Below are 14,790 nucleotides of genomic sequence, written 5' to 3'. Positions count from 1 at the left end.
CGCGAGGGCCTCGGTCGGGGTCGGACGGGCGGCGCGGACGGGAGGGTCCACGCCGACGCCCCTGCCCCGCGTCTTCGACGTTTCCGGCGCGCCAACAGGTCCCGCGGCCGGCGTCCCCGACTCGGAGACGGTCTTCACGCTCCGGCCGCCGCTGTGAGGCGGCCGGAGCGCACGAGGGCGGAACCGCTCAGGGCTGCTTCTTCTCGACGTCCTTCACCGACGTCGGCCCCATCTGCTTGGCGCTGGCGTACTCCGGCATCGTCATGGGCTTGTCGAACAGGAAGAACGACTGGTTCGTGCCGACCGTGAACTCCATGTACGCGTTCGTCGTGGCGTCGAAGCCGTAGTAGGCGCCACAGGTCGAACCCGTCGTGTACGTGCCGTCCATGCCGGGCTGCGGGAGCACCACATGGTCCTCCACCCGCTCGGTCGGAGTGAGCATCTTGCAGCGCGGCACCGGCAGGCCCTTCATGATGAAGTACCCGTACTCGCCCTTGGCGTTCTGGATGTAGACGTACGAGAGTTTGCCGCGCTTGCCCCATGTCTCGACCCACTGGTTGATCGCCTCGCGGGTCGGCGAGTACTCCATGCGGCCCGCCGGCTGCTGGGCCACGAGGTGGTCGTAGTTCTCCTGCTTGGCCTGGGCCTCCTTGTCCTGGCTGGAGTCGGTGCAGGACGTCAGGCCGAGGCCCACGGCGAGCGCGACGACGGTGGCCAGGGCCATGCGTATGGGCTGCTTCATGCTGTGCCGTCCTCTTTCCCGGGGTGCGTGGGTGATCAGTTGGTGCACGTCGTGTGCTCGGCGTCGGCGTCCAGCGAGTACGGCAGGTCCTTGTCGCGGAAGGGCGCGCGATGCTCCTGGGAGGCCTTGGAGTTGTAGTCGTTGACCGACTCGATACGGGTGGCCCGGAGCGCGGTGATGGACTGGTCTATCTGTGTGGTGCGCGTCTCCGAAGCGGTCTTCCGCTCCTCCTCCAGCACCTCGATCGTCCCTTCGGCGTTCTGCACGGCCTCGCACAGTTCGAAGAACTCCTCGTACGTGGACTGCCGGAACACACCGGAGCCGACGGTGTTCTCACGCTGCTCCGCCTCACCCCGGAACGGCGCGGTGATCCACCCCGCGCCGCCGAAGGCGAACGCCCCGATCACATACAGCACGGCCAGGCCGATGACCCCGGCGACGGCCCAGGCCCCTAACCGTGCCCCCTCGCGTACCTGCCCCATGGCAATCCCCCTTCACAGGTGGTTCCTTGACGTGGAACCACCTCCCGCGAAGGAGGACACGGCATCCGCGGAAACGGTTCCGCGCTCAGGCGGGGGCCCGGACGCGGACCAGCAGCAGGGCGACGTCGTCGTCGGGCTGCGGGCGCAGGGCGTTGAGGAGGGCGTCGCCGGTCTGTTCCAGGGAAGTGCCGCTCGGGGACCGCAGGAAGCGGGTGAGGGTGGCGAGACCGGTGTCGATGGGGTCCGCCCGGTTCTCGACGAGTCCGTCCGTGTAGAGGGCGAGCAGGGAGCCGGGGGCGAGGTCCACCTCGACGGTGCCGAAGTCCACGCCGCCCACGCCGAGCGGTACGCCTCCGGGCACGTCGACGAGGTGTGCGGTGCCGTCGCCCGTGGCCAGGATGGGCGGCAGATGTCCGGCGCTGGACAGGGTGCAGGTGCCGCGGTTCAGGTCGCAGACGCCGTACACGCAGGTGGCGATGGCGTCGCCGAGCGGGCCGGCGATGTCGTCGAGGTGCCGCAGCAGTTCCGCGGGCTCCAGGTCGAGGCGGGCCAGCGCTCGGGCGGCGCTGCTCAACTGCCCCATGATCGCGGCTGCTTGGACTCCCTTGCCCATCACGTCTCCCACGACGAGCCCGGTACGTCCCGGGCCCAGCGGGAGGACGTCGTACCAGTCGCCGCCGACGTCGCTGAGGGCCGGGCGGTAGCGGGCGACGATGTCGAGTCCCTCGCGCCGGGCGGGTGTGGTGGGGAGGAGGCTGCGTTGGAGGGTCAGGGCGGTGGCACGTTCCCGGCCGTAGAGGCGTGCGTTGTCGATGCAGATGGCGGCGCGCGCGGCCAACTCCGAGGCGAGCACGCGGTCCTGGTCGTCGAAGGGGCGCTCGTTGAGGGTGCGGTAGAGGCTGAGGGTGCCGAGCACACTGCCCCGGGCCACCAGCGGCAGCGCCAGGTACGAGTGGACGCCGGCGGCGAGGAAGGCACGGGCGGCGGACTCGTCGCGGGCGATCCGCCCCATCGACCGTTCGTCCACGCGCTCGACGAGAATCGGCCGGGCTCTGCGGACGCACCGGGTGATGATCCTCGACGCGCGATGGGTGGCGAGTTCGCCGACCGGGTCGGCGGCCCGGATCACGTCGGAGGGGTGTCCGGGCGCCACGGCCAGCGCCAGGGCCCGGAACTCGGCCGGGGAATCACCGATGACGGGGGTCACGGTGCCGAGGGCCACGACGGATTCCAGGAGGTCCACGGCGGCCAGGTCCGCGACATGCGGTACGGCCACGTCGGCCAGTTCCCGGGCGGTCTGGTCCAGGTCCAGCGTGGTGCCGATCCGTGCCCCGGCATCCGCGATCACGGCCAGCCGCCGGCGTGCCTCGGCCACCTCGGCGGCGGCCTGCTGGCGTTCGGTGACGTCGAGGACGGCCATGGCGAGGCCGAGCACCCGGCCGCCGGTGTCCTCGATGCGGTGGTACGACTCGGAGTAGGTGCGGGCCTGGGTGTCCGCGGCCGTGTGGCCGACGGTGTGCTGGTCGAGGAGGGATCTGCCGGTCTCCAGGACGTGCCGCATCCGGGCCTCGATGGCCTCCACGTCCAGGTCCGGCAGCACCTCGCCGATCCGGCGGCCGACCAGCGCGGACTCGGGGAGGCCGTTCATGCGTTCCAGCGCGGGGTTGACGCCGATCCACCGCAGGTCGGTGTCGAAGACGGCGATGCCGACGGGGGTCTGGTTGACGAGGCTGTGGGAGAGGGCGAGATCCCGTTCGACGCCGCGTACGGTCATCGCGTCCGCGGCCAGCCCGAGCAGATGGGGCTTGCCCTCGCTGTCGAGGAGCCGCATCGTACGGAACTCCACCGCCCGTTCCCCGCCGTCCCGGCACCGCAGCGGGAAGACCCCCGCCCAGCGGGCGCCCGCCCTTACCTGGCTGAAGAGTTCCCTGGCCCGGGGCCGGTTCTCGGGTGCGACCAGCAGGGTGTCGGCGCGCTGCCGGAGCGCCTCCCGCGCGGAGTAGCCGAGCAGCTGCTCCATCGCGGGGCTCCACAGCGCGATACGGCCGTCCGCGTCCAGGACCACCGAGGCGACATGCAACAGGTCCAGCAGCCCGCCGGGGGTCGCCAGGGTCTCGTCGCGATGGGGGGTCGCATACCCGTGCATGCGGGCCGCTCCTTCCGGCGCGGCCAGGGGGTGTGGTGCGAGTCCCGTGCGGTGCCCGCGGTGTCCGGTGCGTGCCCTCGGCGTGCCGGACGAAGGTTCTCGTAGCGGAGCTACTTGGGCCTTTGGCCGGTGCGGCGAGGGTGCGTGCCGGGCGCCGCGGGTGCTGTGCGGGACTCGCACCACACCCCCTGAGGCACCACCGTTGTTGCGCACGTCGTCCGATGAGGTCAGGGTACGACCGGAGGCGGGGAATCGCCTTATGGCGTCGGAGGTTCGTGAACCGGTGGCACCGGTGCCGACGGCGGCGCGCGGGTGCGTCAGGGTGCGTCGGGCGCGGTCGACCAGCGCCACTGGGTGAACTGGTCCAGGTTGGCGGTGCCGCCGATGCGGGTGCCGTTGCCGGACGCCCCCATGCCGCCGAAGGGCGCGTTGGCGGCGTCCTGGGCGGTGACGCCGTTGATGTGCGCCATGCCCGTGCGGAGCCGTCCGACGAGGGCGGTGGCTCGCGGTACGGAACGGGAGTGCACGGCCGCCGTCAGGCCGTACTCGGTGTCGTTGGCGATCTCTACGGCCTCGGCGTCGGTGCGGAAGGTGAGGACGGGCGCGACCGGTCCGAAGATCTCCTCGCGGTAGGCGGGCATGGCGCGCTCGATCCGATCCAGGACGGTCGGCGGGTAGAACAGTCCGTCGCGGCGTCCGCCGGTCAGCACCCGGGAAGCGGCCGACGCGGCCGAGGGCGAAGCAGTAGGCGAGGGCGGCGACACCGCCGAAGGCCACGCCGTAGATCAGCACGCCCGTGGCCAGTCCGGCGGTCGACCGGAGGGTGCGGGAGACGAATTCGACCTCGTGCTCGTGGGCGTGGGCCTCCTCGAAGTCGATGGCGCTGTCGACGTTCGGTTCGCCGAGGAGGTAGGCGACGACCAGGGCGAGGACACCGGCGCCGAGGCCGGCGAGCATGCCTCGCACCAGCAGGTTTCGCACGGTTGCGGAGTTCATGGGAGTGCGTCGCCCCTCGTCAGTGGCAGGGGAAGCCGAGGAGGTGGCGGGCGTCGTGCACCCACTCGTGGACGTCCTCGCCGGAGACGACGGACGTGGCGCCCTGCTCGGCGCCGACGAAGTACAGCAGGACCAGCATCAGGATGCCGAAGAAGACCGCCCAGGGAGCGATGTCCCTCAGCGGCAGCTCGGCGGGGACGACGGGGGTGGTGGGTGTCGGCGGTGCGGCGTGCTGCGCCATGTGGCAGGGCTCTCTGGGAGTTCGCGTCCCATCTCGGTGGTGCACAGGACGACGGCCCCGGGTCTGACTCATGGTGCGCCCCCGTCAGGAGGGGGCGCACCGTTCACAGTGGCGCGACCGTGCCGGATTCCCACCGGCTTCCGTGGCGCCGTCGTCGATATCGGACCGACCGTACTCCCGGGCATGGGCATGACCAATACGGTTCGCCCTGGCCGGAAGCGGCTCTCACCGAACGCTTACCGGTGGCGCGACTCGGATCCCCGGCCGTCTCGGACGTCGTTTTGCCGGACCGGCAACACCAGTGGCAGACCGGGGGCAGGGTGCGCGACGGTGGGCCCGTGACCGACGACATCGCGGCGGGATCGCCCGCGTACGACATCCCTTCGCCCACCGACGGCTATGCGGGAGACCCCGCCGTACGTGCGGAGTGGGACGACCGGTACGCCGACCGGCGACAGCTGTGGAGTGGGCGGCCCAACGGCGCCCTCGTGGCCGAGGTCGCCGGGCTCACCCCCGGACGCGTGCTCGACGTCGGCTGCGGCGAGGGCGCGGACGCCGTCTGGCTCGCGGGCGGCGGCTGGGACGTGACCGCGATCGAGGTCTCGGGCGTGGCGCTGGAACGGGCGGCCGGGCATGCGCGGGACGCCGGTGTCGCCGTTCACTGGGTGCACGCCGAACTCACCGGGGCGGCGCTCCCACCGGCCTCCTTCGACCTGGTCTCCGCGCAGTACCCGGCCCTGCTCCGCACCCCCGACGCCGCCGCCGAGCGAGCGCTGCTCGCCGCCGTGGCGCCCGGTGGCGTGCTGCTGCTGGTCCATCACGCGGGGATGGACACCCAGCCGGCGGACGAGGGCGGCTTCGACCCGGCCGACTACGTCTGGCCCTCGATGGTCGCCGATCTGCTCGACGACGGCTGGGAGGTGCAGGTGAACGAGCGACGTCCCCGCGAGGCGCCCGACGGCGGCGCCGGCGCCCACCACACGGACGACGTGGTGCTGCGCGCACGCCGAAAGCAGGGGAACGGCGAAGGTAGCGGAACGGCGAAGGCCGGGAACGGCGAAGGGCTCCCGCGAGTCATGTCCTCGTGGGAGCCCTTCGTGGTGCCGCCTGCCCGGTGAAGGTTGAGAAGACGATCACGAGCAGGACGTCTGCGGGGTGTTACGACCTCACGGCGCGAGCAGGAGGCTGTCGCCGCGCTCTTTGGCTGCGGCGTGGCGGCGGGCCACGTCCTGCCAGTTGACGACGGCCCACATGGCGTCGATGAAGTCGACCTTCTGGTTCCTGTACTGGAGGTAGAAGGCGTGCTCCCAGGCGTCGAAGACCAGGATCGGGGTGGAGCCCTGGCCGACGTTGCCCTGGTGGTCGTAGACCTGCTCGACGATCAGACGTCCGCTCAGCGGCTCGTAGGCGAGGACGCCCCAGCCCGAACCCTGCGTGGTCGCCGACGCCTTGGTCAGCTGCGCCTTGAACCTGTCGAAGGAGCCGAAGGACTCGGCGATCGCGTCCGCCAGCTCGCCCACGCCGTCCTTGCCGAGGGGTTCGCCACCGCCGTCACCGGTCATGTTGTGCCAGTAGATCGAGTGCAGGATGTGCCCCGAGAGGTGGAAGGCCAGGTTCTTCTCCAGCCCGTTGATCGCACCCCATGCCTCCTTGTCCCGCGCTTCCGCGAGCTGCTCCAGAGTGTCGTTCGCGCCCTTGACGTACGCCGCGTGGTGCTTGTCGTGGTGCAGCTCGACGATCAGGGGGTTGATGACCGGCTCAAGTGCCGCGTAGTCGTACGGAAGCTCCGGGAGCGTGTAAACCGCCATGTCCAACGTCCTCCGACGTTATTGCGAATGATATGCAGCTGCACGCTAACAGTAGAAGCGACAGCTTTTCGATCAGGCGTTGGGCCCAGGACTTCCGCCGTGTCGCGAAGCGGCGGGTCGGGCCGATCGACCAAGGGGTGCGGGACGACGTCCCGGAACGGACGCTGTCAGGCGGGACGGCGCCCCGCACCTGGCATGTGTCGGCATCGCGTTGGGATTCGACCAGCCGTCACTCGCCATCAGTACACATCACCGGACTCATTATTGCACACTACTTGCAACAACTTTCTCTGCGCAGAAGGGGCCGTGCATGGGACGCAAGGCATCTCCGATCGTGCTGGGCATCGAGTCCTCGTGCGACGAGACCGGCGCCGGGCCGGTGCGGCGCGGCCGGCTGCTCGGCCAGGCGCTGGCGTCGAGCATGGACGAGCACGCCCGCTACGGCGGGGTGGTCCCCGAGATCGCCTCCCGGGCTCATCTCCAGGCGCTGCGCCCGGTGATCGGGCACGCGTCGGACGAGGCCGGGCTGCGACTGTCCGACATCGACGCGGTCGCCGTGACCACCGGGCCGGGGCTGTCGGGCGCGCTCCAGGTGGGGCTGGCCGGGGCGAAGGGGATCGCGTACGCGCTGGGCGTTCCGCTGTACGGCGTCCACCACCTCGCCGGTCATGCCGCGGCCGACACCCTGGAGCACGGCCCGCTGCCCGACCCGTGCGTGGTGCTGATCGTCTCCGGCGGCCACACCTCGCTCCTCCTCGTCCGCGACCTGGTCCGCGAGCCGATCGCCCCTCTCGGGGACACCCTGGACGACGCGGCCGGGGAGTGCTTCGACAAGGTGGCGCGGGTCTTCGGGCTGCCGTATCCCGGCGGGCCGGCGATCGACCGGGTGGCGCGCGCGGGCGATCCGCGCGCCGTCGCCTTCCCGCGCCCGCTGACCGGCCCGCGACGACCACACGTTGTGCGGGACCTGGCCGTAGCGGCGCACGACGATCCCGTCGCCGGCGCTGCGTTCCCGCCGAAAGGCGACCCGCCCCGCAGGCGCGACAGAACGAACGGCGGTAGGCCGGAGTGCCGCACCACAGGCAGCGCTGGAAGAGCAGTTCGCCGCGGTCCGGCGATACGGCCGGGATGGCGGGCGCGGTCGTGACCGCGACAGCCGCCTCGCGGTCGTCGCCGAGTTCGGCGTCTTCAAGGGTGTCTGTCCGAAGCATCACGGCCTCCTGCACGCAGTTCGGTGACCGGAAACGGGAGGTCGGAATCCGATCTGGCTCTCTCACCCTGGCCCTGCCCCGAGCCGCCGGTCAACGACGAGCTGGCGCATCTTTGTACGCGGAACACGCTCCGTTGGCCGAGGTCAGAACCGCCTTCCTGGCGCGACAGGCGGCGCCCCCAGCCCTCGTCGACCAGACCGGGCAGCAAGTGATCAGCGGTACAGTCCACTTCCTCCAGGACAGCACGGATGGCCTCGTCTCCCAGTTCCAGCCTGGGCGGACAGCGCAGCACCAACGACGTACCCACCCTGTACATCTGGAGCATGGAGGACACCACATTCGGTCCGGCTTCAGGGCGTCAGCCAGTAGACCCGCTGCAAGCCAGCCCCGGAGTCGCATCTTGATCGGGGTGGCCTGCCGAACTGGCCGGCTCGCCCCGGCTGACAGAGGGGCGGTGGCGCCTCTTTGAGCGCTCCTGATCCACGGAGGACATGAGCACGAGCAGCCGGCCCGGTCGAAGACTGCACGCACGACCGTCTCCGCCGGCAGTCATCCGCGTCATCGACTCACGCACAGCTTCGCGCATCGCGCTCCTGGTCGGCCTCAACGTCCACAAGCATCACCCTCCCGCCGGGCGCATCCCAGTTGGGTCCACGGCAAGCGGTTCGTCGGCTTGGCTATCGTGGCTGCTCATACGGGTGGTAGCGCCAATGCGGATGGCAAGGAGGCAGGGTGAGCGAGGGACGGACCGGATGGCTTCGCGTGCCAGTAGGACATGGGTCGACCGGCTGGGCAACTCGCGGGAATTGCCGAAAGGTGCTGCTGATCGTCCACAACGTCACCTCGGCCACCCGCTTGCTGGATGTGCTGCCGTTGTTCCGTGACGACCTGCGAATACAACTCCTCGCGACCTGCACGGGCTCATCGCCGTTCCAAGCGGGGGTGAGCGAGTTGCTGGCGCGTGTGGGCGTGCCAGTGCTGCCCTGGGATCAGGCATTGCACACCCCGGTGGATCTGGCTCTGGCAGCCAGTTTCGGCGGCGAAATCCATGCCATTCAGGGTGAATTGACCATTATTTCCCATGGCGTGGGCTACAATAAGAGACTGCGGCTGACCGGAGACCGGAGACCGGAGACCGGAGACCGGAGACCGGAGACCGGAGACCGGAGACCGGAGACCGGAGACCGGAGACCGGAGACCGGAGACCGGAGACCGGAGACCGGAGACCGGAGACCGGAGACCGGGCCCGTCTTCGGGCTTTCCTCGGAATGGCTGTTGGCGGCGGATGGCACCCCGGTCGCGGACGTGCTGGTGCTGTCGCACCCCGAGCAGATCGAGCGCTTGCGCAATGCGTGCCCGGAGGCAGTCCCGACAGCGGTACTCGGGGGAGATCCCTGCTTCGACCGAATGCTGGCGGCACGCCCCTATCGGGAGCGCTTCCGTAGAGCGTTGGGCGTGAAACGTGGGCAGCGGCTGATGTTGCTGAACTCGACCTGGAACCCGGAGTCTCTGTTCGGGGACGGCGGCGGCGCGGACGTACTACCGCTTCTTCTGCCGAAACTGACCGCCGAACTCGCGGCGGACGAGCACCGGATCGCAGCCGTACTGCATCCCAATATCTGGCATGGCCACGGACCCGGACAAATCCGTTCATGGCTGGACAGGGCGCAGCGTGGCGGCCTTACACTGGTGGATCCGCTGGAGGGGTGGCAGCAGGCATTGCTGGCTGCGGACGTCGTTCTGGGGGATTTTGGATCAGTGTCGTACTATGCCGCCGCCCTAGGCACCCCCGTCTTGCTCGGAGCGGCATCGCTGGCAGGTCTGGCCGCCGATTCGCCGGTGGCCGACTTCGTGCGGGAGGCACCACGGCTGGACCCGTACGCGCCGTTGCGGCCGCAGTTGGATGCTCTGCTGGCCACGCACCAACCCATGGGCGGCCCTGCCGAGTTCACGACCTCGGCCCCGGGTGGGGCAGCCGCCCGTCTGCGCCGTATCTTCTACGACGTCATGGGGATACCCGAGCCGATGGCGCCGGCGCTGCTCGACCCGCTGCCGCTGCCTTCGTACGACCCGCCGGTGCGCACTTCTCCGCTGCGGGTGCTGACGTCTGTGGTGGGTGCGACCGAGGTGTCGGTCACCCGCTACGCCGATCCGCGCCATGAACCACAGGCCCCGGGCGAAGCACACACGGCGGTGCACGAGGACACCCTGGACCCCGGTCTCCTTTCCGTCGCCGATGTGATCTTCAGGTACGGCTCACCCCACGACCCGAGGCTCGGCCCTCCCGAGTACTGGACCGCCGAGGTGCTGGAACGCCACCCGGGCTGCGCACTCGCCGCGTACGTCACCGCCGCCGACAGTTGCGTGGTGCGGACCAGGGACGGAGCGCTCCTGCGTCTCACCGGCGACCCGCGGGCAGCCGATCCGGCCGCATACGCCTCGGCGTTGCATGCCTGGCTGGCCCTCGGCAAGGACCCCGCGGACCTGGCAGACGGTCTGACCGTGTGGACCGGACAGACCGCCCATCAGGTGTCGGTCACTCAGGCAGGCCCCGGGCCGCTGACACACAGCGATCACGCAGGGCCCGAAGGTGGTTGACGTGGTAGTCGGCGTTCTCGCCCGCGAGCGCGTCGATCGCCTCGTCGATCAGCGGCAGCGCCTCCGACTGCCGCCCGGCACGCCTGTACGTGTCCGCCAGATCGGTGAGCGTACGGGCGGTGTTGTAGGGCTCCTTCTCGCGGAAGAACCCGAGAGCCTCCACCAGCAACTCCTCGGCCTCTTCCAGGAGATGGAGACCGTTCAGCGCGCGCCCCCGGTGACGTTTCAGAAGGGCACGGGCACGGAGCTTGTCACTGTAGCCGTCGTCTTCGGGACCGATACGCTGCCAGATTCCGTCCGCCTCGACGAACAGGTCGTGGGCATCCTGGAAGTTCCACTGACCCAGCCGTACAAGGCCCGACGTCTCGATGGCAGTGGCCAGACCGCGCAGGTGCCCCGCCTGCCGCTCGGCCGCCGCAGCCTTCTCCGCCTGGTCCTTGGCCTCCGCGAACTGCCGCGACTCGATCAGGGCCATCGCCTGCAGGGTGTGCATACGTCCCGCCATCCGGGTGCCGGGACAGATGTCGTCAGCGACCTTCGTCCCCACCCGAAGCGCCGGGAGGATCTCTTCGTGGCGTCCGTCCTTGAGCTGCAGGGCCCACAAGGCCTCGCACAGCTGACACGCGGTGTCGCCGAGACGGTACTCCTCAGCGGCGAACACGGCCTGAACGAGATTGCCCAGCTCGGCGCCGAGGGCGGCGATCGCCTCGCCCTTCGACGCGTAGGGGCCAGGAGGCAGCACAGCGAACAGAGGGCCCACGTGCCAGCGTTCCGGCAGGGCGGCGCGGTCGGCCTGCACCGCGAACGGCAGCAGCAACTCCACCGCGCGCGCCACTGCCCTGGAGCAGGCGGGAATGCCGTCCTCCCGTGCGGCGGCCTGCTCCGCGTGCCGGCGTACTGCGGGACGGAAGCGGTAGCGGCCGGTGCCGGTCTCCTCGACCAGCCCCTTCTCTGCGAACTCGGTGAACAGACCCGCCGCCTCGGCCTCCTCGACCTCGGCCATGGCCCCTGCCACGGCCGGGCTGAGCGCCGGCCACGGCCACAGTGCCGAAAGCCGGTACAGCCGGGCGGCCGTCGGCCCGAGCGTACGGTACTGCTCCTGTGCGGCGGCGTAGGCGGGGTCGCTCCCGGGCATGGTGGGGGTCTCTTCCTCTCTCGGTCGCGCTTCGAGCAGCGACGCGAATGTCCTCAACGCGTACGGGGACCCGCCGCATTGGGCGAGCACCTGCGGCAGTATGGCGCGGGCGCGGGCTTCCTGAACGATCCGCTTGCCCGCGACTTCGGTGAGCAACTCGACGGCGTGGTTCTCGGGCAGTGGCACCACCTCGATCGGTTCGGCGTCCGCCTGGGGAAGACGGCGGTGGGCGACGATGATGGTGAAGACTTCTGGCGCCGAGGTGAGCAGAGGCGTCACCTGCGCGGCGGTCTGGACGTGGTCGAGAACGATGAGCAGCCGCCGGTCCGCGACAAGCCGACGGAAGAGATCCATCCGCTCCTCCAGACCCGGCGGGATGTCTTCCGCGTCCAGTCCGAGGCTGCGCAGGGCTTGTCGGAGAGCCATGGCGGGGTCCGGCACCCGGGCCAGGTCCACGTACAACTGCCCGTCCGGATACCGCTGCAGCTCGCGCCAACCCCATCGCAGAGCGAGGGGTGTGCCACCCATCCCCTCAGGCCCGTACAGATGCGCCCTTCGAGCACGTCCGTCGAACTTGCGGGACGCCTCACGCGTGAGCTGCCGCATCTGCTTGTCGCGATCGACGAAGCCCCTGCGCCCGTCGGGCAGTTGCGGAGACGTGCGGACGCGTACCTGGACCAACGCCCTGCTGACCACCGCTTCCACCTCGGCGAGCCCCCGGGCATGATCCGGATCGCGCAACGCTCCTTCGTGCAGCAGCCGGGCCAGTCGCTCCCAGTCGGCGGGCCGCTCAGGGGCCGGGACCTCCCGTCCCTAGATCCGACGGGCCAGCCCACCGATCATCAGGTACGCGTTCCGACCCGCCTCGTTACCCAACCCCGCGCCCACGGTTCCCAGCATCGCCGAAACCGTCGCCAGCGATATCAGCTCCAGCATCCCGCGCTTCCCCGTTCCCATAGACCGACCACCCGGCGGCCACACACCGGCCTGGAAACCAACCGTAGCGGTGAGATCATGCATGGCGCACACTTCGCCTCGATCAAGGCCGTTTCCCACAAGGCGAGTTGGTCAGATGAAAACTAGCGCGAACGGGCCCTGGAGTTGGATCCCACGAACCGCCCCTGCCGGCGAGTGACGGCTCGGCCTTCCTCGGCGACTCCGCTGCGGCAGTCTCCGAGAAAGGGCTCTTCCCGGCCTTGACTTCACCAGATGTCGGCAGTGCGCGCGAGAGGCCTGGGGCTACCCACCGCGCTTCATGGGGCTACCGCAGGGTTCGCCCCAGCTCCTCAGGCCGTTCAGCGGATTCCGTCATTGCTGTGGATTCTGCGGGGTGCTGTGGTTTCCGCGGGTGCCGAGGGGGCCCACGCCGCTCCGACGGATCCGGCGGCGGTCCCACGACCGGCATCCCGGAGCGGCCGTAGTGGAAGGCGGTGATGCGGTCGTTGTGTTGCGCGTTGAGCCGGTGGATGAGAAGCGCCCCGAGGGCGATCACCGCGATGATCATGATCACGGTCACGAATGTCTCCACGGTTCTCACCTTCCCAGCGGCTGACGCGGCGTCACAGCGGGAGTAGCGGACGTAGCGGTCATCTCAGCCATCGCGGTCATCGCGGTCATCGCGGTCACGGTCGGGACCTGCGGACGTACGCCCGGAACACCGGTCCCATGTCCTCCCTCGTCGCCGGCCTCATGTCCCCCTTCGGAGTCCCAGACCGCCTCGACGGCCCGGTCGGTCTCCGCCACCGCCCGCAGGCGCGCCTCCTCCATCAACCGGCTCGCGGTCGATGTGCCCAGGGGGTCGCTCGCGGCGGCCATCAGCCACGCGGCCGACGCGGCGGGCGTCTGCGGTGGGACCACCAGGAGGTTCCAGCGGCCCACGTGGTAGGAGAGCAACAGCAGTTCGTGTGGGTCCTGCTCGGACCGGAACCAGCCCACTTTCACCACGTGCCCCGCGACAGGCACCTTGCGCGGAACGGCCGGCCAGTGGACGGGATTCACCGTCACCCGGGTGATCCGCCCCCACAACGGGTCCAGTACGGCGGTCAGGGAGCCGAGTTCCGCCCCGAGATCGCGGGAGCGGGGCCACCAGGCGCCGTCCAGCAGAGCCGGTGTGGCTCCGACGGGAGCCAGCGAAAGGCGGAGTGAGGATGAGGACGAGTGCGACGACGAGGACAAGGAAGAGGACGCGGACGCAGACGCAGACGCGACAGTACGGTGAGCGGCTTCCCTCGGCGGCGAGTGGGGAATGGTCACGGTCATGACGTGAACCCTGCCCCGGGCCGGCCACGACCGGCCCGGCATATTGGATCGCCGAAAACGACACGAGCTTGAAAGCCGGTGTGCGAAATGCCCTCGGTACCTTCGAGCGTACTCCTCGGAGAGGCCCCCGGACCGTCGGTCGACGCTCGCGCTGGTCATCGGTGACGTCGTGGGCCACGACCTGACCGCGGCGGCCGGGATGTCCCGGCTGCACGGCATCCTGCGCTCCCTGGCCTGGGACCGTGTCGGGTTGCCGGGCAGCGTCGTGGACCGCCTCGACGACGCCATGCCCGCGATCACCACCGTCCCCATGGCCACCCTCGTCCTCGCCCGGGTCGAAGGCCATCCGCACGACGGCACATGGACCTGCGGTGGACCAGCGCCGGACATCCGCCGCCGCTCCTCCTCACTCCCGGCGGACAGGCTCGGTACCTCGAAGCCGGGCAGGGCCTTCTCCTCGGCGCCCACCTGGGCGACGGCTGGAGCCGGCCGAACGCCGTGGAACCCCTGCCACCGGGATCCACTCTGTTGCTCTACACCGACGGTCTGATCGAGATCCCCGGCAGCGACCTCGACACCGGCCTGAGTCGCCTGCGCCGCCACGCCCTGCGGCTCGCCGACGCGTCCCTGGACACACTGTGCGACCAGTCGCTCGCCCGGATGCCGCCCGGCAGCACCGACGACGTGGCCCTCCTCGCTCTGCGGCTGCCGTCGGCGTGACAGAGGACGGGCCACTGCGCTCGGCCGACGGAATCGAGCTCATTCGCACGGTCGCCGAGCGGATGGCAGGAGCTCATCGAGGCCGAAGCAGCAGCCCACATCGGCGCCGAGTGGAACGGGCACACGCCGACGCGGACCAGGTCCCCAGCGGGCGCCGCGAGAAGGTACTGACCACGCCCGCGCCGCATCGACCAGGCTTCTCTACACCGTGATCATGGAGGCATACGTACACGGCGTCTCCACCTGCAGCATGGACGACCCGGTCGAAGCACTCGGCGGGAACAGCGGCACCTCCTGGTCGGGCGGCAGTTCCCGAAAGCCTCCCGCATCGACCCAACACCCCGGACAAGCCCGCCAGTTGATCGCCTACTGGCTCCGACAAGGGCTGTTCATCATGTGACTGTCGGTGGCGATGGTCGGTGACGGTGAGGGCGTAGTCGCCGTTCAGTGGC

General features: G+C 70.1%; 15 protein-coding genes and 2 pseudogenes. 6 read left to right on the top strand and 11 right to left on the bottom strand.

What is annotated here, in order from left to right:
* Positions 1 to 187: 187 nt before the first annotated feature.
* The 6 genes and pseudogenes from F9278_RS44810 to F9278_RS44780 all read right to left on the bottom strand — a co-directional run bounded on the left by F9278_RS44810 (position 188) and on the right by F9278_RS44780 (position 4,607).
* Positions 188 to 742: a hypothetical protein gene (locus tag F9278_RS44810; protein WP_152173426.1), complete on the bottom strand. Its 555-nt coding sequence runs from the start codon at positions 740 to 742 to the stop codon at positions 188 to 190.
* A gap of 35 nt (positions 743 to 777) precedes the next feature.
* Entirely contained in the window at positions 778 to 1,224 is a 447-nt protein-coding gene (locus F9278_RS44805; protein WP_152173425.1) for a hypothetical protein, read from the bottom strand.
* Positions 1,225 to 1,309: 85 nt separating this feature from the next.
* Positions 1,310 to 3,370 carry a SpoIIE family protein phosphatase gene (locus tag F9278_RS44800; protein ID WP_152174533.1) on the bottom strand — a complete coding sequence of 687 codons (2,061 nt, stop codon included), beginning with the start codon at positions 3,368 to 3,370 and terminating at the stop codon, positions 1,310 to 1,312.
* 317 nt (positions 3,371 to 3,687) lie between these two features.
* Positions 3,688 to 4,134, bottom strand: coding sequence for an aldehyde dehydrogenase family protein (locus F9278_RS44790; protein ID WP_319023136.1), 447 nt, complete (start codon positions 4,132 to 4,134; stop codon positions 3,688 to 3,690).
* Positions 4,135 to 4,144: 10 nt separating this feature from the next.
* Positions 4,145 to 4,327: pseudogene (locus F9278_RS48955) on the bottom strand (CbtA family protein); the annotation flags it as partial.
* A gap of 58 nt (positions 4,328 to 4,385) precedes the next feature.
* Positions 4,386 to 4,607, bottom strand: coding sequence for a CbtB domain-containing protein (locus tag F9278_RS44780; RefSeq protein ID WP_152173424.1), 222 nt, complete (start codon positions 4,605 to 4,607; stop codon positions 4,386 to 4,388).
* Positions 4,608 to 4,945: 338 nt separating this feature from the next.
* Here F9278_RS44780 and F9278_RS44775 point away from each other — a divergent pair, with 338 nt between their 5' ends.
* Entirely contained in the window at positions 4,946 to 5,725 is a 780-nt protein-coding gene (locus F9278_RS44775) for a class I SAM-dependent methyltransferase (protein ID WP_152173423.1), read from the top strand.
* 48 nt (positions 5,726 to 5,773) lie between these two features.
* Here F9278_RS44775 and F9278_RS44770 read toward each other — a convergent pair whose 3' ends face one another.
* Positions 5,774 to 6,415 (bottom strand): superoxide dismutase, encoded by a 642-nt coding sequence (locus F9278_RS44770; protein WP_152173422.1) that lies wholly within the window; start codon positions 6,413 to 6,415, stop codon positions 5,774 to 5,776.
* Between the two features lie 310 nt (positions 6,416 to 6,725).
* On the opposite strand from F9278_RS44770, the pseudogene F9278_RS44765 reads away from it, so the two are divergent.
* Both F9278_RS44765 and F9278_RS44760 read left to right on the top strand, forming a co-directional pair.
* Positions 6,726 to 7,355: pseudogene (locus F9278_RS44765) on the top strand (tRNA (adenosine(37)-N6)-threonylcarbamoyltransferase complex transferase subunit TsaD); the annotation flags it as partial.
* Between the two features lie 1,003 nt (positions 7,356 to 8,358).
* A complete protein-coding gene (locus F9278_RS44760; protein ID WP_152173421.1) occupies positions 8,359 to 10,224 on the top strand; it encodes a hypothetical protein in 1,866 nt (621 codons plus the stop codon).
* Here the strand turns inward: F9278_RS44760 and F9278_RS44755 are convergent.
* The 4 genes from F9278_RS44755 to F9278_RS44745 form a co-directional block, all read right to left on the bottom strand.
* On the bottom strand, positions 10,163 to 12,100 hold the full coding sequence (locus F9278_RS44755; protein ID WP_226967218.1) for a tetratricopeptide repeat protein: 1,938 nt from the start codon (positions 12,098 to 12,100) through the stop codon (positions 10,163 to 10,165). The genes F9278_RS44760 and F9278_RS44755 overlap by 62 nt on opposite strands.
* 72 nt (positions 12,101 to 12,172) lie before the next feature.
* Positions 12,173 to 12,295, bottom strand: a complete 123-nt coding sequence (locus F9278_RS48360) for a hypothetical protein (protein WP_264300200.1) — start codon at positions 12,293 to 12,295, stop codon at positions 12,173 to 12,175.
* A 325-nt stretch (positions 12,296 to 12,620) separates the two neighbouring features.
* Positions 12,621 to 12,887, bottom strand: coding sequence for a hypothetical protein (locus F9278_RS44750; RefSeq protein ID WP_152173420.1), 267 nt, complete (start codon positions 12,885 to 12,887; stop codon positions 12,621 to 12,623).
* A gap of 5 nt (positions 12,888 to 12,892) precedes the next feature.
* Positions 12,893 to 13,534: a DUF5994 family protein gene (locus F9278_RS44745; RefSeq protein ID WP_319023135.1), complete on the bottom strand. Its 642-nt coding sequence runs from the start codon at positions 13,532 to 13,534 to the stop codon at positions 12,893 to 12,895.
* A gap of 253 nt (positions 13,535 to 13,787) precedes the next feature.
* Between F9278_RS44745 and F9278_RS48950 the strand changes: the two genes are divergently transcribed.
* From F9278_RS48950 to F9278_RS48945, 3 genes are all read left to right on the top strand, one after another.
* Positions 13,788 to 14,168, top strand: coding sequence for a SpoIIE family protein phosphatase (locus F9278_RS48950; protein ID WP_404818994.1), 381 nt, complete (start codon positions 13,788 to 13,790; stop codon positions 14,166 to 14,168).
* On the top strand, positions 14,087 to 14,338 hold the full coding sequence (locus F9278_RS48350) for a SpoIIE family protein phosphatase (protein WP_404819041.1): 252 nt from the start codon (positions 14,087 to 14,089) through the stop codon (positions 14,336 to 14,338). The genes F9278_RS48950 and F9278_RS48350 overlap by 82 nt, the downstream gene beginning before the upstream one ends.
* 214 nt (positions 14,339 to 14,552) lie before the next feature.
* On the top strand, positions 14,553 to 14,738 hold the full coding sequence (locus tag F9278_RS48945; protein WP_152173419.1) for a hypothetical protein: 186 nt from the start codon (positions 14,553 to 14,555) through the stop codon (positions 14,736 to 14,738).
* Positions 14,739 to 14,790: the final 52 nt, after the last annotated feature.

This window comes from Streptomyces phaeolivaceus, assembly GCF_009184865.1.
Taxonomy (GTDB): Bacteria; Actinomycetota; Actinomycetes; order Streptomycetales; family Streptomycetaceae; genus Streptomyces; species Streptomyces phaeolivaceus.
This window is presented reverse-complemented; position numbering and strand designations above follow the sequence as displayed.

Bases quoted from the DNA above. Each gene is read 5' to 3' on its own strand.
- F9278_RS44810 (WP_152173426.1), bottom strand. From the start codon at position 742: ATGAAGCAGCCCATACGCATGGCCCTGGCCACCGTCGTCGCGCTCGCC.
- F9278_RS44780 (WP_152173424.1), bottom strand. From the start codon at position 4,607: ATGGCGCAGCACGCCGCACCGCCGACACCCACCACCCCCGTCGTCCCC.
- F9278_RS44800 (WP_152174533.1), bottom strand. From the start codon at position 3,370: ATGCACGGGTATGCGACCCCCCATCGCGACGAGACCCTGGCGACCCCC.
- F9278_RS44770 (WP_152173422.1), bottom strand. From the start codon at position 6,415: ATGGCGGTTTACACGCTCCCGGAGCTTCCGTACGACTACGCGGCACTT.
- F9278_RS44805 (WP_152173425.1), bottom strand. From the start codon at position 1,224: ATGGGGCAGGTACGCGAGGGGGCACGGTTAGGGGCCTGGGCCGTCGCC.
- F9278_RS48360 (WP_264300200.1), bottom strand. From the start codon at position 12,295: ATGCTGGAGCTGATATCGCTGGCGACGGTTTCGGCGATGCTGGGAACC.
- F9278_RS48945 (WP_152173419.1), top strand. From the start codon at position 14,553: ATGGAGGCATACGTACACGGCGTCTCCACCTGCAGCATGGACGACCCG.